This is a genomic window from Actinomadura napierensis (assembly GCF_039529375.1).
Classification (GTDB): domain Bacteria; phylum Actinomycetota; class Actinomycetes; order Streptosporangiales; family Streptosporangiaceae; genus Spirillospora; species Spirillospora napierensis.
In genome coordinates, this window is sequence record NZ_BAAAMR010000125.1 from 1 (window position 1) to 26,306 (window position 26,306).

A 26,306-nucleotide genomic window follows, 5' to 3' on the forward strand; every position below is an offset into this window, starting at 1 on the left:
GCCGCAGCCGCCGCCGCGCAGCCCGCCACCGCGCCGGACGCGCGCCGGCCGGCCGCGTCCCGCCCGCCGTCGTCGCCGCTCGCACGCCGGCTGGCCCGCGACCACGGCATCGACCTGGCGACGCTGACCGGCTCCGGCCCGGGTGGGCGGATCGTCCGCGCCGACATCGAGGCCACGATCCGCAACGGCGCCCCGGCGCCCGCCGCCCCTGCGCCCGCCCCGGCACCGGCCCAGGCGCCCGCGCCCGCCGCCGCGAAGCCGCAGGCCGCCGAGGACCCCGACGTCGAGGCCGTCCCGCTGAACCGGTTCCGCAAGGTCGCCGCGCGGCGGCTCACCGAGAGCAAGCAGAACGCGCCGCACTTCTACCTCAACCGGGAGGTGGACGCCGAGGCGCTGCTGGCCTTCCGCGCCACCCTCAACGAGGCGCTCGCCCCGGCCAAGGTCAGCGTGAACGACCTGGTCGTCAAGGCGGTGGCCACGGCGCTGCGCGAGCACCCGGAGGTCAACGTCTCCTACACCGAGGAGAACCTGCTCTTCCACAAGCGGGTGAACGTGGGCGTCGCGGTCGCGGTCGCGGACGGCCTGGTCGTCCCGGTCGTGAAGGACGCCGACCGCAAGAGCGTCTCGCAGATCGGCCAGGAGACCCGCGAGCTGGCCGGTAAGGCGCGGGACGGGAAGCTGTCCGCGCAGGAGATGAGCGGCGGCACGTTCAGCGTCAGCAACCTCGGCATGTTCGGCGTCGACTCGTTCTCCGCGGTGATCAACCCGCCGGAGGCCGCGATCCTCGCGGTCGGCGCCGTCCGGGACGAGCCGGTGGTGCGCGACGGGCAGGTCGTCCCGGGCAAGCGGATGGCGGTGACCCTCTCGGTCGACCACCGCGCCTGCGACGGCGCGACCGCCGCGAAGTTCCTCGCCCGCCTCGCCGAGCTGCTGCAGAACCCGCTGCTGATCGTCGCGTGAGCGGCCTGGTGTGAGCACGGCGGCCCTGGTGATCGCGGAGGTCACCGGGGCCGCAGGCGTTCGTCGTCCTTCTGGCGACATGTGATCATTGCCGGATGGCGGTGAACGTTCCGCTGGGTCCCCTGCTGGACCCGGCGTTCCATCTCGGGTCGGTGCCCACCACGTGGGCGGAGCTGCTCGGCTTCGCCACCGGCGCGGTGAACGTCTGGCTGGTCGTCCGGCAGAACATCCTGAACTGGCCGATCGGGATCGCCAACGTCGTCCTGCTGGGGCTGGTGTTCCTGGACGGCGGGCTGTACGCCGACGCCGGGCTCCAGGTGGTCTACGTCGTGCTCCAGCTGTACGGCTGGTGGGTGTGGCTCTACGCCGGCGACGGGCGCGACGAGCTGCCCGTCCGGCGCACCGGACGGAACGAGTGGGCGGCGCTCGCCGTCGCCGGCGCGGCCGGGACGGCGCTGCTGACCTGGATGCTGTCGGCCTGGACCGACTCGACCGTCCCGTTCTGGGACGCGCTGACCACCGCGCTGTCGCTCGCGGCGACCTACGGGCAGTCGCGCAAGCTGCTGGAGTCGTGGTGGCTGTGGATCATCGCCGACCTGATCTACATCCCGCTGTACTTCTACAAGGAGCTCAAGCTGACCGGCGCGCTGTACGTGCTGTTCCTGGCGCTCTGCGTCGCGGGCCTGATCGCCTGGCGCCGCGACTTCCAGCGGACGGCGGCCGCGGTGGCGGCATGACCTTCGAGCACGGGCTCGTCATCGGCAAGTTCTATCCGCCCCACGCGGGACACCGCCATCTGGTCGACACGGCCGCCGCGGCGTGCGCGCGGGTGACGGTGGTGGTCGCGGCGTCCACCGTGGAGAGCATCCCGCTGGCGCTGCGCACCGCCTGGCTGCGGGAGGCGCATCCGCAGCCGCACGTGGAGATCGTGCCGGTGGTGGACGACGCGGAGATCGACTACGGGTCGGACGAGATCTGGTCGGTGCACGTCGCGGCATTCCGGGCGGGTCTGGCGCTGCGGTCGGGCCTCGGTGCGGCGGTGCCGCCGGTGGACGCGGTGTTCACCTCGGAGCCATACGGCGCCGAACTGGCGGCGCGCTTCTCCGCCGTCCATGTGCCGGTGGACCCGCCGCGCGGGCGATTCCCTGTCAGCGGCACGGCCGTCCGCGCCGACCCGGTCGGGAACTGGGAGTGGCTGTCGCCGGCCGTCCGTGCGTACCTGGCTCGCCGCGTCGTGGTGACCGGCGCGGAGTCGACCGGCACGACGACGCTGGCGCGCGCACTCGCCGCGCACTACGCCGAACGCGGCGGGGTGTGGGCGGCGACGCGGTGGGTGCCGGAGTACGGACGCACCTTCACCGAGGAGAAGCTGGCCGCCGCGCGGCGCGCGTCCGGCGACCCGTCGCGGTGGCTGGACGACCTGGTCTGGGAGTCCGCCGAGTTCACCGCCATCGCCGAGCGGCACGCCGCGCTGGAGGACGCCGCCGCGCGCACCGGGTCGCCGCTGCTGGTCTGCGACACCGACGCGTTCGCGACCGCGCTCTGGCACGAGCGGTACCTCGGGAAGCCGGCGCCGGAGGTGGAGTCCGTCCACGAACGCGTCCCGCATCATCTGTGGATCCTCACCTCGCCGGACGGCGTGCCCTTCGAGCAGGACGGCTGGCGCGACGGCGAGTCGATCCGGTCGTGGATGTCGGACCGTTTCCAGGAGGAACTGGACAAGCGGGGCCTCCCGCACATCACCGTGACCGGCCCGCACGAGGAGCGGCTGGCCGCCGCGGTCGAGGCCGTGGACGCGCTGCTGGGACGCGGCTGGTCGTTCAGCGCTCCGCTGGTTCCGTAGCGCCGCGCACCGGCCCGACCCGGAACAGGTCCTCGTCGACGCGGTCGAGGGCCAGCCGGACGGCGCCGAGCCCGATCGCCTCGTCGCCCAGCCGGGACGCCTCGATGCGGACGGGGCTCAGGCACAGCGGCGGGACGTGCCGGCGCAGCGCGTCCACCAGCGACGCGCCCGCCCCCGCCAGCGGGCCGCCGATGACGATCATCTCGGGGTCGAGGGCGAGGGCGATGGCGGCGACGCCGCGGGCCATCCGGGCGGCGAGCCGGTCGACGGCGTCCAGCGCGGCGTGCTCGCCGCGGCCCGCCGCCGCGAGCACGCGTTCGGCGTCGTCCAGCGCGGGACCGGCGGAGGCGAGGCCGGCGAGGGAAGCCCCGGATCCCGGGTCCGCGCCGGTGACCAGGACGGCGGTGGTGTCGAGCAGCCCGAGCTCGGGCAGCATGCCGATCTCGCCGGCGGCGCCCCAGCGGCCCCGGTGCAGGCGTCCTCCGATGAGCGCGCCGGCGCCGGTGTGCAGCCCGGCGAGGACACAGACGACGTCGTCTGCCGCGCGCGCGGCACCGCGCCAGCGTTCGGCCATCGCGGCGAGGTTGGCGTCGTTCTCCACCAGGACCGGGCACGGGAACGAGCGCCCGAGGTCGCGGGCCAGGTCGACGCCCTCCCAGCCCGGCACGACGGCGCAGCGGGTGACGACGCCGTCGGGGCCGACGACGCCGGGGGTGCCGGCGGCGGCCGCGCGCAGCGACCGGCGGCCGATCCCGGCGGCGGCGAGGCACTCCTTGACGGCGGCGCGGACGGCGGCGATCCGGCCGGCGGGACGGCCGTCCGGGCCGGGGGGGGCGCGGTGGCCGCCGACGACCTCGCCGGTGAGGTCGGCGACGAGCAGCCGGACCCGGTCCGCCTCGATGTCGATGCCGAGGGCGTGGCCGGCCTCGGCGCGGAACCGGTAGCGGCGGGCGGGCCGGCCGAGCCCGGCGCCGGGGCGCGGCGCGACCTCGGCGACCAGGCCGCGGCCGATCAGCTCGCCGAGCACGCCCTCGGTGGTGGGGCGCGACAGCCCGACGCGGCCCGCCAGCCCCGACAGCGTGGACTCGCCGCCGTCGCGCAGCTCCCGCAGGGTGGCGGCGGCGTTCAGGCGGCGCAGCACCGAGGGGTCGTTTCCGTGCAGCGAGCGTTCGGTCACGCCGCCCCTCCGGCCCGCCCGCCGTAGGAGGACCGGTACTCCGGCGGCGTCGGCCCGGCGGCGCGTCCCGTGTGCATGGCCAGAACCTCCGGATGGTCGGCGAGCGGCCCCTGCCGCATTCGCGCGACGGCCCGCAGAGTGGACCGCCCCGGGGCACGTAGGCCCCGGCCCGATCCACTGGAGAAGATAATGCCGTTTCATTCGGGGTCGCCGCCTCGCCTCTGGAGGCCGCCGCCGCAGGGGTCGCTCGGCTAGCCGCCGTAGGTCAGGCCGTAGCCGAACGGGAACAGCGGCTTCTTGCCGTCACCGGCGTTGATCGGTTCCTGGTCGCCATCGCGCGGCCAGGTCACCGGGAGCCGGCCGGCGGGACGGGCGTCGCCGAACAGGACGTCGGCCACGCCCTCGCCCTCGGTGCCGGGCAGCCAGGACGCGACGAGGGCGTTCCAGCCGCCGAGCTGGGAGGCGATGTCCAGCGGGCGGCCCGAGACCAGCACGACGGCCACGGGCACGCCCGAGGCTCGCAGCCGGTCGATGGTCTTCAGGTCCTCGTCGTCGAGGGCGAGGCCGTCGGGGCGGTCGCCGTGGTACTCGGCGTACGGCTTCTCCCCCACGACGGCGACGGCTGCGCCGTACGACTTGTCGATGCCCTTGCCGTCCCGGTCGTAGGCGACCTTGGAGGTCTCTCCGGCGGCCTGCCGGATGCCCTCCAGAATCGTCGTGCCAGGGGTGGTCTTGCCCGGCGAGCCCTGCCAGGTGACGGTCCAGCCGCCGGACTGCATGCCGATGTCGTCGGCGCTGCGCCCGGCCACGAAGATCTTTCCGCCGCGGCGCAGCGGCAGGACGCCCTCGTTCTTCAGCAGCACCTGCGACTCGGCGACGGCCCGCCTGGCCAGGGCGCGATGCGCGGCGTTCCCGACCGTCCGCAGGCCGCTCCGGTCGGCGAGCGGCCGCTCGAACAGCCCCAGCTGCACCTTCTTGGTCAGGATGCGGCGGTTCGCGTCGTCGATGCGCGCCATCGGGACCGTCCCGTCCTTCACCTCGGCGCGCAGATCGGCGATGAACTCCTTCCATTTCTCCGGCACCATCACCATGTCGATTCCGGTGTTGATCGCCTTGGCGACCTCCTCCTTGGTGAGGTCCGGCTTCCCGTCGATCCGGCCGACGCCCTCGTAGTCGGACACGACGAAGCCCGTGAATCCGAGTTCGCCCTTCAGCACATCGGTGATCAGGTACCGGTTCGCGTGCATCTTCACGCCGTTCCACGAGCTGTAGGAGACCATCACCGAGCCGACGCCGCGCCGGACGGCCTCCTGGAACGGCGGCAGGTGCACCGCCCGCAAATCCTTCTCGGAAATCTCCGTGTCGCCGCGGTCGCGTCCGTCCTCGGTACCGCCGTCCCCCACGAAATGCTTCGCCGTCGCCAGGACGGAGGACGGCCCGCCCAGCTTCCCGCCCTGGAGGCCGTCGATGAGGGTCGTCATGGCGGACGGCAGTTCCGGAACCTCGCCGAACGACTCGTAGGTCCGGCCCCACCGGTCGTCGCGGGCCACGCAAACGCAGGGCGCGAAATCCCAGTCGACGCCGGTGGCGGTCATCTCCTCTGCGGTCGCGGCGCCGATATCGCGGACGAGCGCCGGATCGCGGGTCGCGCCCAGGCCGATGTTATGCGGGAAAATGGTCGCGCCGACCACGTTGTTGTCGCCGTGCACCGCGTCCACCCCGTACATCATCGGGATGCGCAGCGGCGCGGACAGCGCGCCCTTCTGGAACGCGTCGTACATGTCCGCCCAGCCCTCGGGCGTGTTCGGCTTCGGCGCCGAGCCCCCGGCCGACAGGATCGACCCGATCCGGTACTTCCCGGCCTCGGCCGGGGTGACGTAGCGGCGTTCCGCCTGCGTCATCTGGCCGAGCTTGTCGTCCAGGCTCATCCGCGAGAGCAGGTCGTCCACGCGGGCGGCGACGGGCACCGCGGGGTCGAGGTAGGGGACGGCGGACGCGCCGGCCGGCGTCCCGGCGCCGCCGGTGCCGAGCGCGAGCACGGCCGGCGGGCCGAGGACGAGGAGCGCCGGCAGGCCGAGGGCGAGGAGCCGGAACCGGGCCGCCTTCGCGAAGAGGCTGTGCATGAGGAGGTTTTTTCCGGCGGCGGCCAATTCCGGCGCAAGCGGACGCCAGCGGCCGGCAATATCTGCCGACCACTGGCGCACCAATCACCGCATTTCCCTGCAAAAGGGCGACCGCCCGGGATCGAACCGAGGACCTCCAGGACCACAACCTGGCGTGCAGACCACCACACCACGGACGCCGTGTCTCCGGCAGGAATCGAACCTGCGACCTCCGGGTCCGCAACCCGGCGCGCCCTCCCCTGCGCCACGGAGACTCGAATATGGAATTGTCCTGCGTACTGGGCGCGGGAATCGAACCCACCTGATGCGGCTTATGAGACCGCCGGATGCACCAGCATCCCTGCCCAGCCCGTGCGGAGGGTGCGAGATTCGAACTCGCGCAGGGGGACCCCTGACCACGGCTTAGCGGGCCGCTGCCTTTCCGCTCGGCCAACCCTCCGGGGAAAACCTCTCGGAAAACAAAAAGACCGCCCGTTATGCTCGGGCGGTCGGCGTCAGGACGCTGCGGTCACGTCCTGCTGCGGCTCCCGAGGCCGGAGTGGCTGCGGTGCATTCGGTGATGGCGCATCTTTCCCTCTCCTTCCGGCCTCGTTTCCGTTCGACGCCCATATTGCCGAACCGGTTCCGGCGCCGCAACGTGTTATTCGGGGCGGCCCGCCGCGCGGAGCGGGCCGCCCCGCTCCCTTACTCGTCGAAATCGGTGCTGCGGGTCAGGGACTCCCAGGCCGCGAACTCCTTCTGCAGGCCGTCGAGGCTGGCGGCGACCGCCTCCGCCGCGTCGCTGCCGAGCGGCAGCCGCAGCGGCGTGTCATCGGCTTCCAGCGCGGTCAGGATGGCCGCCGCGGCCTTCGCGGGGTCGCCCGGTTGCTTGCCGTCGCTGTCCGGCAGGCCGGTGCGCACCTGGCCGACGGTGTCGGCGTACTCCGGCATCTCGGCGGTCATCTGCAGCGCGCCGCCGCCGGCGAAGGACGTCCGGAACGCTCCCGGCTCGACGATCATCACCTTGACGCCGAACGGCGCCACCTCCTGGGCGAGCGCCTCCGACAGGCCCTCCAGCGCGAACTTGGTCGCCGAGTAGCCGCCGACGCCGGGGAACGACAGCCGGCCGCCCTGGCTCGTCATCTGCACGATCACCCCCGACTTCCGGGCGCGCATGTGCGGCAGGACCGCCCGGGTCAGCGCGGCGGGGCCGAAGAAGTGCAGGTCCATCAGGTCGCGCAGCTCGCGGTCGGTGGTCTCCTCCACCGCGCCGACCAGGCCGCGCCCGGCGTTGTTCACCAGGACGTCGATCCGGCCGTGCCACAGCAGCACGTCGGCGACCACGTCCGCGATGCCGGGCTGGTCGGTGACGTCCAGTGCGACCGCGTTGACGCGGCCGGGGTACCGCTCGACCAGGTCGGCCAGCGCCTGCGGGCGGCGCGCCGCCGCGACCACCGTGTCGCCCGCGGCGAGCGCCGCCTCTGCGATCGCCCGCCCGAAACCCGAGGTCGCCCCGGTGATCAGCCAGACCCGTCCGTCCGTGTTCACAGTCTCGTTCGTCATGCCTCGTTTATCGCAGCCGCCCGCGGCCCGCGTCCAAGACAAAGATCAACACGTCCGATAAAGAGCCTTTATCATCGCAGCATGGAGCTGCGGCAGCTGCGGTACCTGGTCGCGATCGCGGACGCCGGCAACCTCGGCCGGGCCGCCGAGTCGCTGTTCGTCAGCCAGCCGGCGCTCTCCTACGCGCTGCGCCGGCTGGAGTCCGAACTCGGGGTCCGGCTGTTCGACCGGCACGCGGGCGGCGTCACCGCCACCGCCGCCGGGCTCGAGATCGTCGCCGAGGCCCGCCGGACCGTCCGCCAGGCCGAAAAGGTCACGGCGGCGGCGGAGCGGCACCGGCGCGTCCGGACCGGGGTGCTGCGCGTCGGGTTCGAGGCGAGCGGCGCCGGAGAGCTCACCACGCGGGCGCGCGCCGAGTTCGCCCGCGCCCACCCCGGCGTCCGGGTCGAGCCCAAGCGGTTCGACTGGGGCGGCGAGGCGGACGCGCTGCGCTCCGGTCAGGTCGACGTGGCGTTCGTGTGGCTGCCGGCCGACCTGACCGGCCTGCACGCCGAGGTCGTGCACACCGAGCCGCGGATCGTCGGGCTGCCGGCCGCTCACCCGCTCGCCGGCCGCGAGGCCGTCGGCATCCTCGACGTCAAGGACGAGCCGCTCCTGTGGACGGAGCGGGCGCCGCGCGAATGGGTGGACTGGTGGGCGGTCAACCCGCGCCCGGACGGGTCCGAGCCGCGCTGGGGACCGACCAACGACAACGTCGAGGAGATGCTCGAACAGGTCGCCGAGGGCACCGCGATCTGCTTCGCGCCGTCCAGCATGGCCCGCTACTACACGCGGCCGGGCCTGGTCTGGGTGCCGCTCACCGGCGTCGAGCCGCTCCGCGTCGCGCTCGCCTGGACCGACGGCGCGGACGGCGCGCTGGTCCGGTCGTTCGCGGCGGTCGTCCGGGAGCTGGTCAGCGGGTGACGGGCGGGCCGAGCGTCGCGTGCAGGGCGCGCAGCGCCCGGTAGACCCGGACCTTCACCACGTCGACCGGTACGCCCAGCAGGGCGGCGGCCTCGTTGACCGAGCGCTCGCGGAAGACCGTCTCGGTGAGGATCTCGCGGTCCGCCGGCGGCAGTGCCTGGAAGGCCCGGGCGACCGCCGCGGAGGGCGTCCGCTCCCCCGGACCGCCGGGGGCGAACGAACCGGTGTGCTTGCCCATTCGCAGTGCCACGCAACGAACTTCGCACCGGACCGCCCCCCAGGCACCGCCCTTATGCCGTCTTTAAGGAAGAGCTAACGGTGGAGTGAGGGGCGGGGGGCTTGGTGGGGTGTTGTGGGGGCTTCTAGGGGGGTGGGCTCGTTCAGCGGGCGGGCGAGGAGCCAGGCGGCGGCCGGGACGGCGATGAGCGGGAGCAGCGCGACGCGCGGGGACGCGGCGTCGGCGAGGGCGCCCACGGCGGGGCTGACGATGCCGCCGGCGCTGACGGCCAGGCCGAGCGTGACGCCGCTGGCGGTGCCGACGCGGCGCGGCAGGTAGTCCTGGCCGAGCGTGACCTGGATCGAGAACGGGGTGTACAGCGCGATCGCGGTCAGCGCGACGAACGCGTAGATCGTGTAGGAGGGGGCGAGCGCGACGCCCGCGACCGACGGGACCGCCAGCAGGTAGGCGGCGCGCAGCGACCGCACGCGTCCCCACCGCGCGGCGAGGCGGCCGCCGAGGACCGTCCCGGCCGCGCCCCCGGCGAACAGGACGAACAACGCGATTGCCCCGGCGTCGGCGCCGCCGCCGGTGCGCTGCCGCGCGACGACGGCGAGCAGGGTGCTGAGGCCGAAGAAGACGATCGAGCGGCACAGCACGACCAGGGACAGCCGGACGAACATCGGCCAGTCGTCGCGGCCGTCCGCCGGGCTCTTCCGGTTCGCGGCGCCGGACGGGCCGCGGCGCATTGCGGTGAGGCTGAGCACCGTCCCGAGGACGGCCGGGGCCGCAAGCCACGGCGTGGCGTGCAGGCCGCCCGCCGCGAGGACGGGCGTGACCAGCAGCGGGGACGCGGCGAACCCGAGGTTGCCGCCGAGCGAGAACCAGCTCATCCCGGCGTGGTCGCCGCCCGTCACCGCCCGCGCGATCCGCGCCGACTCGGGGTGGTAGGCGGCGACGCCGAGCCCGGACACCGCGATCGCCGCCCAGGTCAAGGCGTAGGCGTCGGACACGCCCGACAGCGCGACGCCGAGCCCCGACGCGCCCGTCGCGGCGGGGATGAGCCACGGCATCGCCCACCGGTCGGTGAGCATGCCGAACGCGGGCTGGACGACCGAAGACAGCAGCGTGGCGGCCAGCACGATGCCGGACGCGGCGACGTAGCTGTAGTGCCGGCCGGTGACGAGGAAAGGGACGATCGCGGGCACGGCGCCCTGGTAGACGTCCACGCAGGCGTGTCCGGCCGACAGCAGCACGACGGGGGCTCGGCGGTTCATACCGGCCAGCCTCGTCCCGGTCATCCGTGTCGCGCTTCCGATATTTCGCCACTTCATGTCGGTTAACCGCCATGTCGGTGGCCGTGCGTACCCTGAACCGATGACCCGCCACACCCCGCGCGCCAGCACGGGCCTGCGGCCGCTTCCGCCCGGCGGCGAGATCGACGCGCACCGGCACGACGACCACCAGATCGCCTACGCGGGCTCCGGCGTGCTGTCCGTCACCACCGACGCCGGGATCTGGCTGGCGTCCCCGGCGCGGGCGCTGTGGATCCCGGCCGGGACCGTCCACGAGCACCGCGCGTTCGGCGGCGGCGACCTGAGGCTCGTCGGAGTCCCGGCGGTCCGCGACCCGCTCGGCCTCGCCCGCCCGGCCGTCCTCGGGGTGGACGCGCTGCTCCGCGAGCTCATCGTGGCCTGCACGGACGTCCCCGCCGCCGACCGGGACGGCGCCGAATGGCTGCGGCTGCGGGACGTCCTGCTCGACCGCGTCGCCCGCGCGCCCCGGTACGCCGACTACGTTCCGTCCGCGCGGGACCCGCGGCTCGCGGCGGTGTGCCGGATGCTGTGCGACGACCCCGCCGACGACCGGACGCTCGCGGAGCTGGGCGCGCGCGCAGGAGCCGGCGAGCGCACCCTCACCCGGCTGTTCCGCGCCGAGCTCGGCATGACGTTCCCGCAGTGGCGGGCGCAGTTGCGCCTGCACCACGCCATGGTGCTGCTCGCCGAGGGCCTGCCGGTGACGACCGTCGCGCACCGGTCCGGCTGGGCGTCGGCGAGCGCGTTCATCGACGCGTTCCGCCGCACGTTCGGCCACACGCCCGGCACGCACCGCGCCCGCGTGGACGGACGCCTCCTGCTGCACTGAGCCCGGCTGCCGCAAGGACGCCCCGCGCCCGCCGCGCCAGCGCCTAGGATGAAGCGCGGGGAGGTGGTGGACGTGGGCAAGCACACCAAGCCGGCGACACGCGCCTGCCCCGGCTGCGACGGCACCGGAACGAGCACCGCCACCGGCGAGACGTGCAACGTGTGCCGCGGAACGGGCCGGATATGACGTTCCCGCCCGGCGGCTGCCGCTACGAGGTCCACTACACGCTGGGCCGCCGCGGCGCCGGCCTGGAGGCGTTCCCCGACGAGTTCGAGCTCGGCCGGTGGTTCACCGCGATGACCGTCGAGGGGATGTTCGTCCCCGAGGGCTTCTCCGTCCCCGACGAGGACGGCCGCAACGGCTTCCAGATCCTCTGCGTCAGCGGGACCGGCCGCGTTCCCATCAGCTATTTCCATCCGCGCCTCGTCCGGGGCCGCATCGAGGGCGCCCGCGACGCCGTCCCGAATCCCTGATCGACGATCCCTCGCGACACCGGTGCCGGACGCCGGAGGGCGATCCCCGCCAGTACGGCCAGGCAGCAGAACGTCCCGGCGAGGACCCCGTACCCGGCCGCCGACATCAGCACGGTCGACAGCAGCCCGGACGCGGCGGCGATCGTCCACACGGCCGCGTCCACCGTGCCCTCGATGTCGGCCCGCTCGGATGCGGGCAGCTCGCGGGCCAACTGCCCGCTGCCGCCGACGAAGCACAGGTTCCAGGCGTAGCCGAGCAGGAACAGCGCCGCGGTGCGCGTCCACGCGCCGCCTCCGGCCGCCGCGAGCCCCGTCGAGGCGGCCAGCGCCGCCACCCCGGCGACCATCACCGGCCGCGCCCCGCACCGGTCGACCAGCCGTCCCGTCACCGGGGACAGCGCGAACATCCCCAGCGTGTGCGCCGACAGCGTCATCCCGACCATGCCGAGCCCGTCGCCGTCCATCCGCATCGCCAGTGGCGCCGCCGTCATCACCGCGACCATGACGACCTGCGCCGTGGCCATCACCACCAGCGCCGGCCGCGTCACCGGCCCTCGGAGCAGGCTCCGCACCGAGACCCCCGGCCCGGGCTCCGGCGGGTCGGCGTCCGGCGGCGCGCCAACGGTGGCCGTGGCGGCCGCGGCGGCGGCAGTGGTCAGGAACGCCAGCAGAAAGGGCCCGGCCAGCGGCGGCAGGGCCAGTTCGCGGGCCACCCCGCCGGACGGGTCGAGCAGCAGCGGGCCGCCGACGGCGCCGATGGCGGCGGCCCACACCACCAGGCCGATCGCAGAGCCCCGCCGGCCCGACGGGTACAGGTCGGCGGCGGCGTAGCGGGAGAGTTGCGCGCCGGCGTTGCCGAGGCCGAGCATCAGCATGCCGGCGCAGAGCGCGACCAGGTCACCGCGTGCGACGCCGACGGCGGCCAGGCAGGAGCCGGCCGCGGCGGCGAGGTAGCCGCCGGCCAGCCCCCGGCGCCGGCCCAGGCGGCGCGCCGACCGGGTCAGCGCGAGCGCACCGGCGCCCGTCCCGACGATCCCGGCGGTGGCGGGGACCCCGCCCCAGCCGGCGCCCAGCCGGTCGGCGGGGGCGAGGGGGCCGGGCGCGCTCGCCATCGACATGGCCGCGTTCATGAGGGCGGTCCCGGTGCACAGCGCCGCCATCGGACGCACCCGCGAGGCACGCCCGTTCAGGATCGGATTCATGCCCTTGACGCTAGAAAGGTCCGGCCGCGCGATGAAGGGACGATCTATGGCGTTCCCGGGGTCCCGCTTCTAGGTTGGAAGCACCTTCCGGGAAGGGACCTTGCGAATGGATCGGGAGCTCGATCGGACGGACTGGCGCATCATCGCCGAACTCCAGCGGGACGGGCGGCTGTCGTTCAACCGGCTCGCGGCGCGCGTCAACCTGTCGGCGCCGGCGGTGGCCGAGCGGGTGCGGCGGCTGGAGGAGTCCGGGGTGATCACCGGCTACCAGGCGCGGATCGACCCGGCGCGGGTCGGGCAGCCGCTCACCGCGTTCGTGCAGATGCGCTGCGCCCTCGGACGCTGCCTGCTGAAGACGACCGCCGCCGAGGACCTGCCCGAGGTCACCGAGGTGCACAAGCTCAGCGGGAACTGGTGCTCGATGCTCAAGGTGCGGGTCGCGTCCATGGCGCATCTCGAGGGGCTTCTCGAACGGCTCGGCGAGCACGGCGAGATGAACTCCCACATCGTGCTGTCCACGGCGTACGAGGCCCGCGCAGTCGAACCGCCCGCGTCCGAGACCCGCACGGTGACCCCCTCCCAGGGCTGGACCCGCTGACCAGGGCGGGCGCCCCGGCCTAGCTCACCGGTGGGGCGCCGGCGACGGGGTCCGGTGCTCCGCGCGGCCGAGGGTGATGGTGCCGCCGCGTTCGACGTGGCGCAGCCGGGCGGCCATGCCGCGCCGGCCGACCTCCTTGTCGAAGTCCGAGAGCGGCGACTTCATCACCGTGTAGTCGTCGTAGTGGACCGGGACGGCGGTGGCGCAGCCGCTGGTCTCCAGCCACTGCGCGCCCTGCCGCCCGTCCATGGTGACGGTCAGCAGGCCGAGCAGCCGGGTGCCGCCGAGGTGCACGACGCCCGCGTCGATGTCGGGGTAGCGGCGGCCGATCTCGGCGATCTCGTCGTACATCAGCGTGTCGCCGCTGATGTACAGCCGGAAGCGCGGTTCGCCGCCGGCCGGGCCGAACTCCAGCAGGGAGCCCATGACGGGCGGCAGGACGTGGCGGAGCAGGCCGGGGGCGTGCCGGCCCGGCAGCGCGGTGATCCGGATGCGGTGGTCGCCCTTGGCGATCTCCTCGGTCTGCCAGGTGCGCATCCCCTCGGCCTCGCCGAACCCGCGGTCGCGCAGCGCGCGGGCGGCGGCGCCGGTGGTGAGGATCGGCAGCCGGCGGTCCAGGTGCCGCTCCGCCACCGGGTCCCAGTGGTCGCCGTGCAGGTGGGAGAGGACGACCCCGTCGAGCTCGGGCAGCTCGTCCACGCTGATCGCCGGGTCCCTCACCCGCTTGCTGCTGAGGCCGTGGCCGAGGTCGGCGCGCTCGCCCCGGCGCAGGAAGTTCGGGTCGGTCAGCAGCGTGACGCCGCCGTACCGGATGATCGTCGTCGCGTTCCCGACGAAGGTCAGCGCGGCCGTGTCATCAGGCATCGTTCCCCCTCTCCGATCCCGGTCGAGGGCCCCTACCCCCGGCGCGCGGGCCCATGCGGCGGGCGGGGGCCGTGAAGTGGGGGGCGACCGGGGCATCCGGCCAGTTCCGGGATCGCGGGAGGCGTGGTTGAATTCTCTAATATGTGGCCCTCGTCACAAAGATCCCTCCCGTGGCGGCGGAGCTATCAGCCGGGGGTCCCCTCCGAGGTCGAGATCCCGGACGTCCCCGTCACCCGGCTGCTCGACGACGCCGCGGAGCGGCACCCGCGGCGGACCGCGCTGGTCTTCTTCGGCCGGCGGATCGACTACCACGAGCTGCGGGACGCCGCCGACCGGTTCGCCGACGGGCTGCACCGGCTCGGCGTGCAGCCCGGCGACCGGGTGGCGCTGATCCTGCCGAACTGCCCGCAGCTGGTGATCGCCTTCTTCGGGGTGCTGCGGCGGGGCGCGATCGCCGTCCAGCACAACCCGCTGTACACCGAGGAGGAGATGCTGCACCAGCTCGCGGACTGCGACGCCCGCGTCGCCGTGGTCCTGGATCGTTCCTACGCGACCGTGCGGGCGGTGCGGCGCGGGCTGCGGCTGGAGCACATCGTCGTCACCTCGCTGGTCGACTACCTGCCGCCGTTCCGGCGCGCCGTGCTGCGGCTCCCGCTGGTGCAGATGCAGCGGCGCCGCGCGGCCATCACCGCGGTCGTGCCGGACGATGCCGGGGTCGTCCCGTTCCGTGACCTGCAGAAGGCTCCGCAGCGGCAGGTGCGGCAGCTTCCGGTAGACCCGTCGCGGGACCTGGCGGCGATCCAGTACACGGGCGGAACGGAGGGCCGTCCCAAGGGCGCCATGCTCACGCACCGGAACCTCATAGCCAACGCCTGCCAGCAGCACGCCTGGGACATGGGCGGGCAGGAGGGCCAGGACGTGACGCTCGGGGTCCTCCCGCTGTTTCATTCGTTCGGCCTGATGAGCTGCCTCATCGCGCCCGCGATGAGGGCGGGCGCGGTGGTGCTGCTGCCGCGCTTCGACCGCGACCGGGTGCTGCGCGCGATCCGCAAGTACCGTCCGACGATCTTCCCCGGCGTGCCGACCCTGTACGAGCAGGTGCTGGACAGCCCGCGGTTCCGCGCGTCGGACCTGCGGTCGCTGCGGGTGTACATCTGCGGCGCGATGGCGCTCGGGCAGCGGACCATCGACCGCCTCGAGGAGCTGGGCGCGCGCGGGCTGATCCAGTGCTACGGGCTCACGGAGGCGTCCCCGGCGGTCACGGGCAACCCGCTCGGCGGCAGTGCCCGGAACCTGACGGTCGGCCTCCCGCTGCCGATGACCGACGCCGTCATCGTGGACGTCGAGGAGCCGACGCGGGACCTGCCGCCCGGCGAGCCCGGCGAGCTGGTCGTGCGCGGCCCCCAGGTGTTCGCGGGCTACTGGAACGCGCCGCTCGCCACCGCGCAGACCCTGTCGAAGGGGTGGCTCCGGACGGGTGACATCGCGGTGATGGACGAGGACGGTTTCATCACCATCCTGGAACGCCAGCGGGACATGATCAAGGTGAGCGGCTTCAGCGTCTTCCCGTCCGAGGTGGAGAAGGTCCTGCGGCGCCATCCCGCCGTCTACGACTGCGCGGTGGTCGGCGGACCGGACGCGCGGCGCGGCGAACGCGTCATCGCGCACGTGGTGGAGCATCCCGCCTACCCGTTCTCGGCGGACGAGCTGCGGCGGCATTGCGAGCGCTACCTGTCGCACTACAAGGTGCCTGCCGAGTTCCGGCCGCGCACCGACCTGCCCCGGAACATCCTGGGCAAGGTCATCCGCCGCAAGCTGCGCGACGAGTCGGTCAACTCCCCCGCTTAGGCGGGGCCCGCCGGGTGGTTGACTGGTCCCGTGGAGACCGAGACCGCCCCGCCGGAGCTCTTCGCCCGGCTCGTCGAGATCGGGCGCGACTCGTCCCGTGTCGCCGCGCGCGCTTCGGACGCGCCCCCTGAACCGGAGACGCTGTATGACCGTCACGGCGTCCTGGTGGTGCGCGTAGGCGACGTCGTAGTGAAGGCGCACCAACCCGGCCGCGAGTACGGGGAGCCGTTCCTTCAACGCATCAAGGTGGCGGCCTCCCTACCGGACCTCCTGCTGGGGCCGCTCGGACCGCCGTCGAACGTGGACGGCCATACGGTGACGCTCTCCCTGTACGGGGAGCCGGTGGATCCTCATAAGGAGCTTCCCTGGGAGGACGCCGGACGTCTTCTGGCCGCACTCCATTCCACGCCCATGCCGGCGGATGCACCGCCCTGGGGGCGCCCCACGCGCGTGGTCACGCAAGTGGCTCGCCTGGGCGACGGCCCGGCCGAGGACGAGGTGCGGCGCGCGTTCGCCACGCTGCCCGCCTGGATCCGCGGCGAAGGGGGAGCCCGGCCGGAACGCGCGGAGTGCCTCATCCACGGCGACTGGCACCTCGGCCAGATGGTGCGCGCGCGGGACGGGCACTGGCGGCTGATCGACATCGAGGACCTCGGCAGGGGCGATCCCGCGTGGGACCTGGCCCGTCCGGCCGCGCTGTACCTGTCGGGCGTCCTGCATCCCGACGAATGGATGGGCTTCCTCGACGCCTACGTCGCGGGCGGCGGTCCCGCCATACCCGATGGCGACGATCCCTGGGCGGCCTTGGACATTCCCGCACGAAGTCTGGCGATCCAGATCGCGGCCACGTGCGTCATATCCGCGAGGAGGGACGATCGGCCACTCGACGGAGCGGAGCAGGCGGTGGTCGACGCCTGCGGCAGAATCTCCGCGGCGGGGACGCGGCATGACCGCCCGCATGACCGGCCGCATGACCGGTCGCCCGGCGGCGCGCATGACGTGGCGCGGAACCTGCCCTACATTTAGCCTCTACCTGGGGATCCATAGCGGAAGGATGACAAGGCGATGCACTGCCCTAAGTGTCATGGATTGATGCGGACTTACAACCGCAGCGGCGTCCACATCGAACAGTGTGACAACTGCCGTGGCATCTTCCTCGACTACGGCGAGCTCGAGGCCCTCGGCCAGATGGAGTCCCGTTACCGGGCCGCGCCGCCGCCTCCCGGATGGGGCGCGCCCGCGGCCTCCGTGCACCACCATCACCACGGCCACCACGGCCACCACGCGCCGCACCACGGCGGCGTTTTCCACATGCTCTTCTCGACCTGACGGCCCGCGGCCCGCCCCCGGGGAGGCGGGCCGCAGTCACATCCGGGCCGTCCGCGAGCCGCCCGCAGCGGCTCAGAGGCGCGGGTCGACCGGTTCGGACTCCAGCGCCAGGACGGCGAAGACGGCCTGATGGACGCGCCAGAGCGGCTCCCCTCCGGCGAGCCGGTCGAGAGCCTCGATCCCCAGGGCGTGCTCGCGCATCGCCAGGGAGCGCTTGCGGCCGAGCGACCGGCCGCGGAGCCGGTCGAGGTTCTCCGGCTCGGTGTAGTCCGGCCCGTAGATGATCCGCAGGTACTCCCGGCCCCGGCACTTCACGCCCGGCTGGATCTTCGCGTCCTCCGGGAGGGGCCCGAGCGGCTTGACGACCATGCCCTCCCCGCCCGATGCGGTGAGCTTCTCCCACCATTCGGTCACGGCGGCCTCGGACTCCGGTGAGGCGAGGTCCACGGTCACCGACTCCGTCCGCTGGAGGAGCCCGGTGGGGTCGGCCTCCGCGAGCGCGGCGGCCACGCCCATGTGCCAGTCGTGGTCGCGTGCCACGGCGAGCGAGCGGCCTTCCGCGGCGAGCACCTGGAACGGCGCCAGCCGGACCCCCTTGAGCCCGTCGACGGGCCAGCAGTAGCGGGCGTAGGCGTCGCGGAAGCGTGCCGCGTTGGCGGCGCGCCGGTCGATGTGCTCGCGGAGACCGCCGACATCGAGGCCGCGCTCGTGTGCGCGCGCGAGGACGTCGGACGCCATCGGCAGTGCCGCACGGGCCGCCGCGCCGGTCGCGGCGTACTGGGTGCGGATGAGGTCCATGGCCTTGGCAGACCACGGCAGCAGCTCGCAGTCCAGCACGAGCCATCCGGTGTCCAGTTCCTCCCACAGCCCGGCGGCGCCGATCGCGGAGCGGACGCGGTCGAGCAGCTCCTCGGTGGCCGACGCGTCGCGGAAGAAGGACCGCCCGGTGCGGGTGTAGAGCGCGCCGGTCGTCCCGTCGTCCACCCCGAACCGGGCCTCCGCCACGGACGCGTCGCGGCAGACGACCGCCACGGCGCGCGAGCCCATGTGCTTCTCCTCGCAGATCGCCCGCACCACGCCCTTGTCCCGGTAGGCGGCGAGCGCCTCGGCGGGGTGCTCCAGATGGGCGGGCAGGGGCGAGGTGGCCGCGGGCGCCATCGTGGGCGGCAGGTAGACGAGCCACCGCGGATCGACCGCGAACCGGCTCATCACCTCCAGCGCGGCCAGCGCGTTCTCCTCGCGGACGGTGACGCGCCCTATCATCCGGGTCTCGACGCCCTGGTTGCCGAGGACGTCATCGATCTTCAGGACGTCGCTCTCGCGGTGCCCGCCCGGCGCCGAGGCGGACTCGTCGCGCAGCGGACGCGCCGGCTCGTACCAGACCTGGTGCGCGGGGACGGAGACCAGTTCGCGCTCCGGGTAGCGCAGCGCGGTCAGCTTGCCACCGAACACCGCGCCGGTGTCCAGGCAGATGGTGTTGTTGATCCATTCGGCGTCCGGGACGGGAGTGTGCCCGTACACCACCATCGCCTTGCCGCGGTAGTCGCGCGCCCACGGGTACCGGACGGGCAGCCCGTACTCGTCGGTCTCGCCCGTGGTGTCGCCGTACAGCGCGAACGACCGGACACGGCCCGACGCGCGCCCGTGGTAGTCCTCCTTGAGCCCGGCGTGGGCCACGACAAGGCGGCCTCCGTCGAGGACGTAGTGGCTGATGAGCCCGTCCATGAAGCGCAGCGCGCCGTCGCGGAACTCCTCGGGCTCGGCGCCGAACTGCTCCATCGACTCGGCGAGCCCGTGCGACAGCCGCACCTGGCGGCCCCGCAGGGCCCGGACCAGCTTCGCCTCGTGGTTTCCGGACACGCACAGCGCGTTCCCGGCCTCCACCATCCCCTTGACGAGCCGGACCACGCCCGGCGAGTCCGGGCCGCGGTCGACCAGGTCCCCGACGAAGACGGCGGTGCGCCCGCCCGGGTGGTCGGCGTCCACGGCCAGGCCCTGCGCGTCCCGCACGATCTCGTAGCCGAGGTCGCCGAGCAGCTCCTCCAGTTCGGCGCGGCATCCGTGCACGTCGCCGACGATGTCGAAGGGGCCGGTCAGCTCCCGCTTGTCGTTCCACGCCTTCTCGCGGACGATCGTCGCCGCGTCGATCTCGTCGGGCCCGGACAGCACGTACGACCGCCGGAACTCGCGGCCCAGCGTCCGCAGCCCGCGGCTCAGCTCGCGCCGCTGGCGCGGGATGACGTGCGGGGGCATGTCCCGGTCGGGGCGGGCGGCGTTCCGCTCGGCAGCGAGCCGCTCAGCGACGTCCAGGACGATCGCCACCGACAGCACGTCGTGCTCCTTGGCGAGCCGCAGCAGCGCCTGGCGCGCCTTGCTCTGCACGTTGGTCGCGTCCACGACGGTGAGCAGTCCGCGGCGCAGCCGCTTGCCCACGATGTAGTGCAGCAGGTCGAACGCGTCGCCGGTCGCGGACTGGTCGTTCTCGTCGTCGGACACCATGGCGCGGCAGCGGTCGGACGACACCACCTGCGTCGGCTCGAAGTGCTTGCGCGCGAAATGCGACTTGCCGGACCCGGTCACGCCGACCAGCACGACGAGGCCCATCTCCGGCACCCGGATCTCGGTCATCGGGTGAACACTCCCATCTGCGTCGGCGCGCCGACCTCGGGGTCGTCGTCGCCGACCGGCACGTGGCGGACGCGGTAGCCGTACGCGGCGGCGACGCGGTCCGTCCATGCGCGGAACTCCGCGCGGGTCCATTCGAAACGGTGGTCGGGGTGGCGCATGGCGCCGGGTGCCAGCCCCTCGTAGCGGACGTTGTGCTCGGCGTTGGGCGTCGTCACCACGACGACGCGGGGCGCCGCGTGGCCGAACACGACCTGCTCCATGGCGCCGAGGCGCGGCGGGTCGATGTGCTCGACGACCTCCATCAGCACGGCCGCCTCGTAACCGCGGAGGCGTTCGTCCGTGTAGGTGAGGGCGCTCTGGAAGACGTCCTGCACGCGCTTGTTCGGGCGGTGCTGCGGCTTGTCCAGCCGCAGGCGTCGTACGGCTCCCTCCAGCGCGCGGTACGAGACGTCCGTACCGGAGATCTCGCTGAAGAAGTCGTCCCGGACGAGGCGCGCGAGGAGCTTGCCCGACCCGCAGCCCAGGTCGATGACGCGGCGCGCGTCCTCCTCGTGCAGCGCCTGCACGACCGCCTGGATCCGCCGCTCCGCGAGGGTGACCGGCGCCTCTTCGTCCGCCGGCGTGCCGTCGTCCGCGCGCGCGGGCTCCTCCTCCACCTCCACTGGGTCGAGCGCGTCCTCGGGCGCGTCTTCGGCGTCGGCCAGACGTCCGAGCGCGGCCCGCACCAGCGCACGCCTGTTCGCGAGGTAGCGGCGGGTGATGGCGGCCCTGTCGGGGTGGGTCGCGAGCCACCCCTCCCCCGCCCGGATGAGCTTGTCGACCTCGTCCGGCGCCATCCAGTAGTGCTTGGCGTCGTCCAGTACGGGCAGCAGCACGTAGAGCTGGTTGAGCGCGTCGGCGAGGCGCATCCGGCCGGTGAGCGTCAGCGTGACGTACCGGGAGTCGCCCCACTCGGGGAACTCCGGGTCGAGCGGCACGGGCTCGGCGGTCACGTCCCAGCCCAGCGGCGCGAAGAACCGCTCGGCCTGGCCCGGGCCGCCGCGGCACGGCAGCGCCGGCAGCACGATCTCCAGCGGGATCGCGGTCTCCGCCAGCTCCGGCCGCAGATCGCACCGGCCGCGCATGGCGGTGCGGAAGACGTTGGCCATCGCGGACGCCAGCAGGGAGGACGCCGCGTACGGGCGGTCGTTCACGTACTGGCCGAGCGAGAAGTCGGGCGTGCCCCTGCCTCGCGTGCGCACGAGCTTGACGGGGTCGACGTCCAGCAGCAGCGCCGCCGTGCAACGCGTCTCGTCCGCGTCGGGATAGAAGACGTGCGCGGTGCCGAAGGACTGCCCGAAGCTCTGGGCCCGCCCGGGGTGCTTGTGCAGGAGGAAGCCCAGATCGGCCGCCTGGTCCAGGGTCGTACTGATGGTCAGAAGCACGCCACGAGTCTGGCGGAACCGGGCGAGGCGCCCCTAATTCATTTTCCGCGGACGGACGGCCCGGTCAGGAAGCGGCCGTGCGCGTCGTAGGGCCACGGGTTGATCCGGCAGCCCTTCAGCCCGTAGATCTGCTGCATCATCACCGGGGCCGGACGGCCGCGCCCGGGGCACGTCATGTGGCCGAAGCCCAGCCGGTGGCCGACCTCGTGGTTGATGGTCAGCGCGTGGTACTGGTCGGCCTTGCCCTGGTAGTACTTGGTCAGCAGCAGCCACCGCTTCAGGTTCACGACGACCTGCTTGCCGCCGCTGCAGTTGACCGTGCCGTTCGTCGTCATGCCGTACGAGCCGCAGATCCTGTCGACGGTCTTCGGCGAGGCGAGCTGCACCACGAAGTCGTACTGGCCGGAGTTGACGCGCTGGAACCCCCACTTCCCGCTCGCCGCCCACCCGCGCGGATCGGCGAGGATCTTGTCGACGCTGCGCGCGAACGTCGTGGGGCTCTGCCGCAGGCCGCCCTCCACCTCGACCATGTAACGCATGATCTTCCCGTGCCCGAACACGCGGCTCCCGGAGGCGGGGAGGAGGAACTTCCCGGTGCCCTTCGCGGGGATGTAGAGGGAGTGCTCGGGCTTGACGATGGGCGCGTCGGACGGTTCCGCCTCGACCCGGGCATCGCCCTGCGCCGTGCTGGTCTGCGGCTGCGGCGCGGGCCCGCCCGCGGGCTTGGACCCGCCGCCGAAGCTCAGGTAGGCCATCGCGCCGAGACCGGCCAGCGCGACCAGCACCAGGGCGGTCACGCCGACGACGACGCCGCGCAGCCGCGTCCGCCGGGCGCCCTCGAACTCGCGCTCGAGGTCGTCGCCGAGCCAGTCGCCCGTACCCGCGCCGCTCCCGCCGTACCCGCCGGGCCTGCCGCGTCGGCCACGCCTGCCGCGTCCGCCGCCTCCGCCATGTCCACCGCGTCCGCCATGTCCACCGCGTCCGCCGCCCTCGTTCCGCCTGCGGCCGCCCCCGCGCCCGCCGCCGCCCGGTGCGGGAGGTGGCGGCGGGTACGCGTCCTCCGGTGGCAGCGGCGGCCCCGGCGGGGCGTACGGCATGGGCGGAGGGGCCGGGGCCGCGCCCCGGCGGTGGGACGACGCCCGGCGCCGTCCCTGTCGCGATCGTGGAGGTTGCATTGGAGGCTGCATTGCGCAGCCAGCATGCCAGAAAGTAGTCGAAATATGATCTTTTCCCGCAAATCCCCAGGTAGGGCACCTATTGCAATATCTCTGACATCACCCCATGGCCACGAAGCGTGATGGCATGGCAGCGAAAAGGGTTTGCGGTGCACCGCCCGGGCCCACCACAATCCGGAGCGACATGAGCAGACATCCCCGCCGGATGGTCGCGCAGGAGACCGTGGCCATCCTCGAACGCGGCGACTACCGGGCCCCGGCCGGGCACACCGTCTCCATTACCGAGAGCCTCGCGCGCTGCGTGCGCGACACCGTCCTGTACCGCCCGGACGAACTGGACGCCCTCCTCGGCCGGCTCCCCGCCCCCGAGGACGGCGTCGGCCCCGAGGATGGGACCGGCCCCGAGGACTGGACCAAGACCCGCATCGAGGTGACCGACGAGACCACCCTCGCGGCGGCGCGACGCCTGCGCGCGCCCGGCAAGGTCCCGATGGCGCTCAACTTCGCCTCCGCCAAGAACCCCGGCGGCGGGTTCCTGAACGGCGCGCACGCGCAGGAGGAGGGCCTGGCGCGCTCGTCCGGCCTCTACCCGTCGCTGCGCGCCGCGCCCGGGTACTACGAGTTCCACCGCGCGCAGGGCGACCTGCTCTACAGCGACCACATGATCTACTCCCCGGACGTGCCGGTGATCCGCACCGACGCGGGGCGGCTGCTGGACGAGCCGTACGAGATCGCGTTCCTGACCTCGCCCGCCCCCAACCGGGGCGCGATCCGCGATGCGGCCAAGGCGGAGCGGATCCCCGAGGTGCTGGGCGTGCGGGCGCGCAAGGTCCTCGCGGTGGCGCTGGCCAACGGGCACGGCCGGCTGGTCCTGGGCGCCTGGGGCTGCGGCGTGTTCCGCAACGACCCCGCCGAGGTGGCGGAGGCGTTCGCCGGGCCGCTCGGGCCGGGCGGCGAGTTCGAGAACCGGTTCGAGCAGGTCGTCTTCGCCGTCTGGGAGTCCGCCAAGGACACTCCCAGGCGCAACGCGTTCAACCGCGTCTTCGGCTGACGCCGGGCCCCGGCCGGGCGGCCTACTTCCGGCCGCCGTCCTCGATGTAGGACGCGATGCCGCGCAGCAGGACGTCGAGGCCGAACTCGAAGCGCTCGGCGCCGCCCTGGTCGGTGAGGTCGTCCACCAGCGAGACGATGTGGGGGTACCGGTCGGCCGGGAGGGCCTTGAGGTACTCGCGGATCTCGTCGACGTACTTCTGGAAGTGCTCCCACGGGTCGACGTCGCCCGTGAGCGTCGCGGTGTAGAAGGTGTCCTCGATGGCGTCGGCGTCGATGTACATGCCCAGCGTGTCGACGGCGAGGCCGGCGACCTTCGGGGGGACGCCGCCCGCGAGCATGAGGCCGAGCTGCGCCTCGGCGATGGCGAGCAGGTTCGGGCCCGTCGGGATCAGCCCCATGGAGACCTTCGCGATGTCGCGGTGCGAGGTGTAGACGCGGCGGATCTCCATCGCGACCTCCTTCAGCTGCTCGCGCCACCGGGCCGGATCGGGCTTCGCGGGCAGCCTGATCTCGGCGGCGACGCGGTCGAGCATCAGCTCGCGCAGCTCCTGCTTGTCCGCGACGTGCGCGTAGAGGGACGCGGGGCCGGTGCCGAGCTCCTGCGCGACGCGGCGCATGGTGACGGCCTCCAGCCCCTCGGCGTCCAGGACGCCGATCGCCGTCTCCACGACGAGGTCCTGCGAGAGCGGCTGCCGGGTCGGCGCGGGCCTGCGAGGCCGGCGGCCCGGCGGCGTCGGCATCTCCGGACGTGCGCTGGCCACGTCGGGACCTCCCAATTTCGCGATACATCTTGACTATCCGGAAACGCGATATATCTTCTCTACCTGAGAGACAAAACCACGTCACGAACATCGTACTTGACACGAACGCCGTTCCCACCGTAGAACGATGTTCGTAGCTAACGAACGGTGTTCCCCCGATGGAGACGACCATGACCGAGACACTGCAGTCCCCCGCCGGGGCGACCGGCACGGCGGGCTACCGCTGGCGCTGGGCCGCCCTGTTCGTGATCCTCGCCGGCGAGGTCATGGACATGCTGGACTCCCTGATCACCAACATCGCCGCCCCCACCATCCGCGCCGAACTCGGCGGCTCCGCCGCCACCATCCAGTGGCTCGCGGCCGGCTACACCCTCGCCATGGCGGTCGGCGTCATCACCGGCGGCCGGCTCGGCGACCTGTACGGCCGCAAGCAGATGTTCATCGTCGGCGCGGCCGGCTTCACCGCCGGCTCACTGCTGTGCGGCGTGGCCGTCTCGCCCGGCATGCTGATCGGCGCCCGGCTCATGCAGGGCCTGTTCGGCGCGCTGATGCTGCCGCAGGGCATCGGCATGATCAAGCAGATGTTCAGCGAGAAGGAGATGGGCGCCGCGTTCGGCGCGTTCGGCCCGGTCATGGGGCTGTCGTCGGTCGGCGGCCCGGTGCTGGCCGGCTGGCTGATCGACGCCGACCTGTGGGGCACCGGCTGGCGGATGATCTTCCTGATCAACCTGCCGCTCGGCCTGGCCGCCGTGCTCGCCGGCCTGCGCTTCCTGCCCTCCGGACGCTCCCCGCACGCCTCCCGGCTCGACCTCACCGGCGCCGCGCTGGCCTCCCTCGGCGCCGGCCTCATGATCTACCCGCTGGTGCAGGGCCGCGAGCTGGACTGGCCCGCCTGGACGTTCGCGATGATCGCCGCGTCCCTGCTCGTCTGGGCGGCCTTCGCCTGGTACGAGACGCGCAAGCAGCGCACCGGCGGCGACCCGCTGATCATCCCGAGCCTGTTCCGCAAGCGCGGCTTCACCGGCGGGCTCGTCGTCGGCGTCGTGTTCTTCACCGCCATGGCGGGCATCGGGCTGGTGCTCTCGCTGTTCTTCCAGCTCGGCCTCGGCTTCTCCCCGCTGAAGGCGGGCCTGTCGCAGATCCCGTGGTCGGTCGGCATCGTCCTCGGCTTCGGCGCGGCCCAGGCCGTCCAGCGGTTCGGCCGCACGGTCATCCAGGCGGGCGCCCTCGTCATGGCGGCCGGCATCGCCGGGATGTTCGTCACGCTGCAGCTGGCGGGCACCGGCGTCACCCCGTGGCAGCTCGTCCCGTCCCTGCTCGTCACCGGGCTCGGCATGGGACTGCTGATGGCGCCGTTCTTCGACATCGCCCTGGCGGGCGTCGAGCCCGCCGAGGCCGGCTCCGCCGGCGGCACCCTCACCGCGATCCAGCAGCTCGGCAGCTCGCTCGGCGCCGCCGTCCTCGGCACCGTCTTCTTCGGGCTGCTCGGCGGCCACGTCGCCACCGCGGCCGACGACGGGTCGGCCGGGCTCCGCCGCCAGCTCGCCGCCGTGTCCGTCCCGGCCGTTCAGCAGGAGCGCATCGTGACGGGGCTGCGCGAGTGCGGCCGCGACCGCGCCACCGCCAAGGACGCCGAGGCCGTGCCGGCCTCCTGCGCGCGGATGCAGGACGGCGTCAAGGCGGCGATCGCCGCCGCGCCCGCCGCCGCCCCCGCGATCCAGAAGGCGGTCGCGGCGGACGCGGAGCACGCGGCCGAGGCCGGCTTCACCGGCGCCATGAAGATCACGCTGTGGATCGTGATCGGCATGCTCGGCCTGACCTTCCTGGCCGTGTTCCTGCTACCGAAGCACGCCCGCCCGCAGGACGCCCCCGGCGGCGCGCAGCCCGCGGCCGCCTGACGCCCCGGCCTCCGGCGGCCCCACGCCTCCGGCGGCGCCACGGCTCCGGCGGCCCCACGCCTCCGGCGGGTCCCCGCCCCGCC

The 26,306-nt window shown here is 73.5% G+C and carries 24 protein-coding genes and 4 tRNA genes; 12 read left to right on the forward strand and 16 right to left on the reverse strand.

Going from position 1 to position 26,306, the window contains the following annotated elements; translation table 11 throughout:
- The 3 genes from ABD296_RS41845 to ABD296_RS41855 form a co-directional block, all read left to right on the forward strand.
- The coding region (locus ABD296_RS41845) for a dihydrolipoamide acetyltransferase family protein (protein WP_344281334.1) at positions 1-960 on the forward strand (960 nt) is incomplete at its 5' end.
- Positions 961-1,055: 95 nt separating this feature from the next.
- On the forward strand, positions 1,056-1,697 hold the full coding sequence (gene pnuC / locus ABD296_RS41850) for a nicotinamide riboside transporter PnuC (protein WP_344281337.1): 642 nt from the start codon (positions 1,056-1,058) through the stop codon (positions 1,695-1,697).
- Entirely contained in the window at positions 1,694-2,803 is a 1,110-nt protein-coding gene (locus tag ABD296_RS41855; RefSeq protein WP_344281340.1) for an AAA family ATPase, read from the forward strand. The genes pnuC and ABD296_RS41855 overlap by 4 nt, the downstream gene beginning before the upstream one ends.
- Here ABD296_RS41855 and ABD296_RS41860 read toward each other — a convergent pair.
- The 8 genes from ABD296_RS41860 to ABD296_RS41895 form a co-directional block, all read right to left on the reverse strand.
- A complete protein-coding gene (locus tag ABD296_RS41860) occupies positions 2,781-3,980 on the reverse strand; it encodes an ROK family transcriptional regulator (RefSeq protein ID WP_344281343.1) in 1,200 nt (399 codons plus the stop codon). The genes ABD296_RS41855 and ABD296_RS41860 overlap by 23 nt on opposite strands.
- On the reverse strand, positions 3,977-4,099 hold the full coding sequence (locus ABD296_RS41865; protein ID WP_344281345.1) for a hypothetical protein: 123 nt from the start codon (positions 4,097-4,099) through the stop codon (positions 3,977-3,979). The genes ABD296_RS41860 and ABD296_RS41865 overlap by 4 nt, the downstream gene beginning before the upstream one ends.
- 132 nt (positions 4,100-4,231) lie before the next feature.
- A complete protein-coding gene (locus ABD296_RS41870) occupies positions 4,232-6,103 on the reverse strand; it encodes a glycoside hydrolase family 3 protein (protein ID WP_344281348.1) in 1,872 nt (623 codons plus the stop codon).
- 105 nt (positions 6,104-6,208) lie between these two features.
- Positions 6,209-6,283 (reverse strand) — tRNA-His (locus ABD296_RS41875).
- A 1-nt stretch (position 6,284) separates the two neighbouring features.
- Positions 6,285-6,357 (reverse strand) — tRNA-Arg (locus tag ABD296_RS41880).
- Positions 6,358-6,379: 22 nt separating this feature from the next.
- Positions 6,380-6,452, reverse strand: a tRNA-Met gene (locus ABD296_RS41885).
- 5 nt (positions 6,453-6,457) lie between these two features.
- A tRNA-Ser gene (locus ABD296_RS41890) sits at positions 6,458-6,542 on the reverse strand.
- 245 nt (positions 6,543-6,787) lie between these two features.
- Positions 6,788-7,645: an oxidoreductase gene (locus tag ABD296_RS41895; protein ID WP_344281351.1), complete on the reverse strand. Its 858-nt coding sequence runs from the start codon at positions 7,643-7,645 to the stop codon at positions 6,788-6,790.
- Positions 7,646-7,726: 81 nt separating this feature from the next.
- Between ABD296_RS41895 and ABD296_RS41900 the strand changes: the two genes are divergently transcribed.
- Positions 7,727-8,608 (forward strand): LysR family transcriptional regulator, encoded by an 882-nt coding sequence (locus tag ABD296_RS41900; protein ID WP_344281354.1) that lies wholly within the window; start codon positions 7,727-7,729, stop codon positions 8,606-8,608.
- Here the strand turns inward: ABD296_RS41900 and ABD296_RS41905 are convergent.
- Positions 8,598-8,858, reverse strand: a complete 261-nt coding sequence (locus ABD296_RS41905; RefSeq protein WP_344281357.1) for a sigma factor-like helix-turn-helix DNA-binding protein — start codon at positions 8,856-8,858, stop codon at positions 8,598-8,600. The genes ABD296_RS41900 and ABD296_RS41905 overlap by 11 nt on opposite strands.
- Positions 8,859-8,920: 62 nt before the next feature.
- Positions 8,921-10,102 carry an MFS transporter gene (locus tag ABD296_RS41910; protein ID WP_344281360.1) on the reverse strand — a complete coding sequence of 394 codons (1,182 nt, stop codon included), beginning with the start codon at positions 10,100-10,102 and terminating at the stop codon, positions 8,921-8,923.
- 100 nt (positions 10,103-10,202) lie between these two features.
- Here ABD296_RS41910 and ABD296_RS41915 point away from each other — a divergent pair, with 100 nt between their 5' ends.
- Together ABD296_RS41915 and ABD296_RS41920 are read left to right on the forward strand one after the other, a co-directional pair.
- The gene (locus ABD296_RS41915; RefSeq protein WP_344281363.1) at positions 10,203-10,970 is read left to right on the forward strand and encodes an AraC family transcriptional regulator; all 768 of its coding nucleotides are present in this window, start codon (positions 10,203-10,205) and stop codon (positions 10,968-10,970) included.
- 182 nt (positions 10,971-11,152) lie between these two features.
- Complete coding sequence (locus ABD296_RS41920; RefSeq protein ID WP_344281366.1) at positions 11,153-11,443, forward strand: hypothetical protein; 291 nt, start codon at positions 11,153-11,155, stop codon at positions 11,441-11,443.
- On the opposite strand, the gene ABD296_RS41925 is transcribed toward ABD296_RS41920, so the two are convergent.
- Positions 11,377-12,645 (reverse strand): MFS transporter, encoded by a 1,269-nt coding sequence (locus tag ABD296_RS41925; protein ID WP_344281368.1) that lies wholly within the window; start codon positions 12,643-12,645, stop codon positions 11,377-11,379. The genes ABD296_RS41920 and ABD296_RS41925 overlap by 67 nt on opposite strands.
- 106 nt (positions 12,646-12,751) lie before the next feature.
- On the opposite strand from ABD296_RS41925, the gene ABD296_RS41930 reads away from it, so the two are divergent.
- On the forward strand, positions 12,752-13,243 hold the full coding sequence (locus ABD296_RS41930) for an Lrp/AsnC family transcriptional regulator (protein WP_344281371.1): 492 nt from the start codon (positions 12,752-12,754) through the stop codon (positions 13,241-13,243).
- Between the two features lie 24 nt (positions 13,244-13,267).
- Here the strand turns inward: ABD296_RS41930 and ABD296_RS41935 are convergent, their stop codons facing one another.
- Positions 13,268-14,107: an MBL fold metallo-hydrolase gene (locus ABD296_RS41935; RefSeq protein ID WP_344281374.1), complete on the reverse strand. Its 840-nt coding sequence runs from the start codon at positions 14,105-14,107 to the stop codon at positions 13,268-13,270.
- 141 nt (positions 14,108-14,248) lie between these two features.
- Between ABD296_RS41935 and ABD296_RS41940 the strand changes: the two genes are divergently transcribed.
- The 3 genes from ABD296_RS41940 (at position 14,249) to ABD296_RS41950 (ending at position 17,284) form a co-directional block, all read left to right on the forward strand.
- On the forward strand, positions 14,249-15,955 hold the full coding sequence (locus ABD296_RS41940; RefSeq protein WP_344281377.1) for an AMP-binding protein: 1,707 nt from the start codon (positions 14,249-14,251) through the stop codon (positions 15,953-15,955).
- Between the two features lie 30 nt (positions 15,956-15,985).
- A complete protein-coding gene (locus ABD296_RS41945) occupies positions 15,986-16,981 on the forward strand; it encodes a phosphotransferase family protein (RefSeq protein WP_344281380.1) in 996 nt (331 codons plus the stop codon).
- Between the two features lie 66 nt (positions 16,982-17,047).
- The gene (locus tag ABD296_RS41950; RefSeq protein WP_407061572.1) at positions 17,048-17,284 is read left to right on the forward strand and encodes a TFIIB-type zinc ribbon-containing protein; all 237 of its coding nucleotides are present in this window, start codon (positions 17,048-17,050) and stop codon (positions 17,282-17,284) included.
- A gap of 72 nt (positions 17,285-17,356) precedes the next feature.
- Here ABD296_RS41950 and ABD296_RS41955 read toward each other — a convergent pair whose 3' ends face one another.
- Genes ABD296_RS41955 through ABD296_RS41965 form a run of 3 tightly spaced genes read right to left on the reverse strand, consistent with a single transcriptional unit; the run spans position 17,357 to position 22,433 of the window.
- Positions 17,357-19,912, reverse strand: coding sequence for a polynucleotide kinase-phosphatase (locus ABD296_RS41955; RefSeq protein WP_344281385.1), 2,556 nt, complete (start codon positions 19,910-19,912; stop codon positions 17,357-17,359).
- Positions 19,909-21,336, reverse strand: a complete 1,428-nt coding sequence (locus ABD296_RS41960; protein ID WP_344281387.1) for a 3' terminal RNA ribose 2'-O-methyltransferase Hen1 — start codon at positions 21,334-21,336, stop codon at positions 19,909-19,911. The genes ABD296_RS41955 and ABD296_RS41960 overlap by 4 nt, the downstream gene beginning before the upstream one ends.
- Positions 21,337-21,374: 38 nt before the next feature.
- A complete protein-coding gene (locus ABD296_RS41965; RefSeq protein WP_344281390.1) occupies positions 21,375-22,433 on the reverse strand; it encodes a DUF3152 domain-containing protein in 1,059 nt (352 codons plus the stop codon).
- Between the two features lie 262 nt (positions 22,434-22,695).
- Here ABD296_RS41965 and ABD296_RS41970 point away from each other — a divergent pair, with 262 nt between their 5' ends.
- Entirely contained in the window at positions 22,696-23,562 is an 867-nt protein-coding gene (locus ABD296_RS41970; protein WP_344281393.1) for a TIGR02452 family protein, read from the forward strand.
- A 22-nt stretch (positions 23,563-23,584) separates the two neighbouring features.
- Here ABD296_RS41970 and ABD296_RS41975 read toward each other — a convergent pair whose 3' ends face one another.
- The gene (locus ABD296_RS41975) at positions 23,585-24,325 is read right to left on the reverse strand and encodes a TetR/AcrR family transcriptional regulator C-terminal domain-containing protein (protein ID WP_344281395.1); all 741 of its coding nucleotides are present in this window, start codon (positions 24,323-24,325) and stop codon (positions 23,585-23,587) included.
- Between the two features lie 170 nt (positions 24,326-24,495).
- Between ABD296_RS41975 and ABD296_RS41980 the strand changes: the two genes are divergently transcribed.
- The gene (locus ABD296_RS41980; RefSeq protein ID WP_344281398.1) at positions 24,496-26,223 is read left to right on the forward strand and encodes an MFS transporter; all 1,728 of its coding nucleotides are present in this window, start codon (positions 24,496-24,498) and stop codon (positions 26,221-26,223) included.
- Positions 26,224-26,306: the final 83 nt, after the last annotated feature.

Coding starts and splice junctions, on each gene's coding strand:
- pnuC (WP_344281337.1), top strand. CDS start 1,056: ATGGCGGTGAACGTTCCGCTGGGTCCCCTGCTGGACCCGGCGTTCCAT.
- ABD296_RS41855 (WP_344281340.1), top strand. CDS start 1,694: ATGACCTTCGAGCACGGGCTCGTCATCGGCAAGTTCTATCCGCCCCAC.
- ABD296_RS41865 (WP_344281345.1), bottom strand. CDS start 4,099: ATGCGGCAGGGGCCGCTCGCCGACCATCCGGAGGTTCTGGCCATGCAC.
- ABD296_RS41870 (WP_344281348.1), bottom strand. CDS start 6,103: ATGCACAGCCTCTTCGCGAAGGCGGCCCGGTTCCGGCTCCTCGCCCTC.
- ABD296_RS41895 (WP_344281351.1), bottom strand. CDS start 7,645: ATGACGAACGAGACTGTGAACACGGACGGACGGGTCTGGCTGATCACC.
- ABD296_RS41900 (WP_344281354.1), top strand. CDS start 7,727: ATGGAGCTGCGGCAGCTGCGGTACCTGGTCGCGATCGCGGACGCCGGC.
- ABD296_RS41910 (WP_344281360.1), bottom strand. CDS start 10,102: ATGAACCGCCGAGCCCCCGTCGTGCTGCTGTCGGCCGGACACGCCTGC.
- ABD296_RS41915 (WP_344281363.1), top strand. CDS start 10,203: ATGACCCGCCACACCCCGCGCGCCAGCACGGGCCTGCGGCCGCTTCCG.
- ABD296_RS41920 (WP_344281366.1), top strand. CDS start 11,153: ATGACGTTCCCGCCCGGCGGCTGCCGCTACGAGGTCCACTACACGCTG.
- ABD296_RS41925 (WP_344281368.1), bottom strand. CDS start 12,645: ATGAATCCGATCCTGAACGGGCGTGCCTCGCGGGTGCGTCCGATGGCG.
- ABD296_RS41930 (WP_344281371.1), top strand. CDS start 12,752: ATGGATCGGGAGCTCGATCGGACGGACTGGCGCATCATCGCCGAACTC.
- ABD296_RS41935 (WP_344281374.1), bottom strand. CDS start 14,107: ATGCCTGATGACACGGCCGCGCTGACCTTCGTCGGGAACGCGACGACG.
- ABD296_RS41940 (WP_344281377.1), top strand. CDS start 14,249: ATGTGGCCCTCGTCACAAAGATCCCTCCCGTGGCGGCGGAGCTATCAG.
- ABD296_RS41950 (WP_407061572.1), top strand. CDS start 17,048: ATGCGGACTTACAACCGCAGCGGCGTCCACATCGAACAGTGTGACAAC.
- ABD296_RS41955 (WP_344281385.1), bottom strand. CDS start 19,912: ATGACCGAGATCCGGGTGCCGGAGATGGGCCTCGTCGTGCTGGTCGGC.
- ABD296_RS41965 (WP_344281390.1), bottom strand. CDS start 22,433: ATGCCGTACGCCCCGCCGGGGCCGCCGCTGCCACCGGAGGACGCGTAC.
- ABD296_RS41970 (WP_344281393.1), top strand. CDS start 22,696: ATGAGCAGACATCCCCGCCGGATGGTCGCGCAGGAGACCGTGGCCATC.
- ABD296_RS41980 (WP_344281398.1), top strand. CDS start 24,496: ATGACCGAGACACTGCAGTCCCCCGCCGGGGCGACCGGCACGGCGGGC.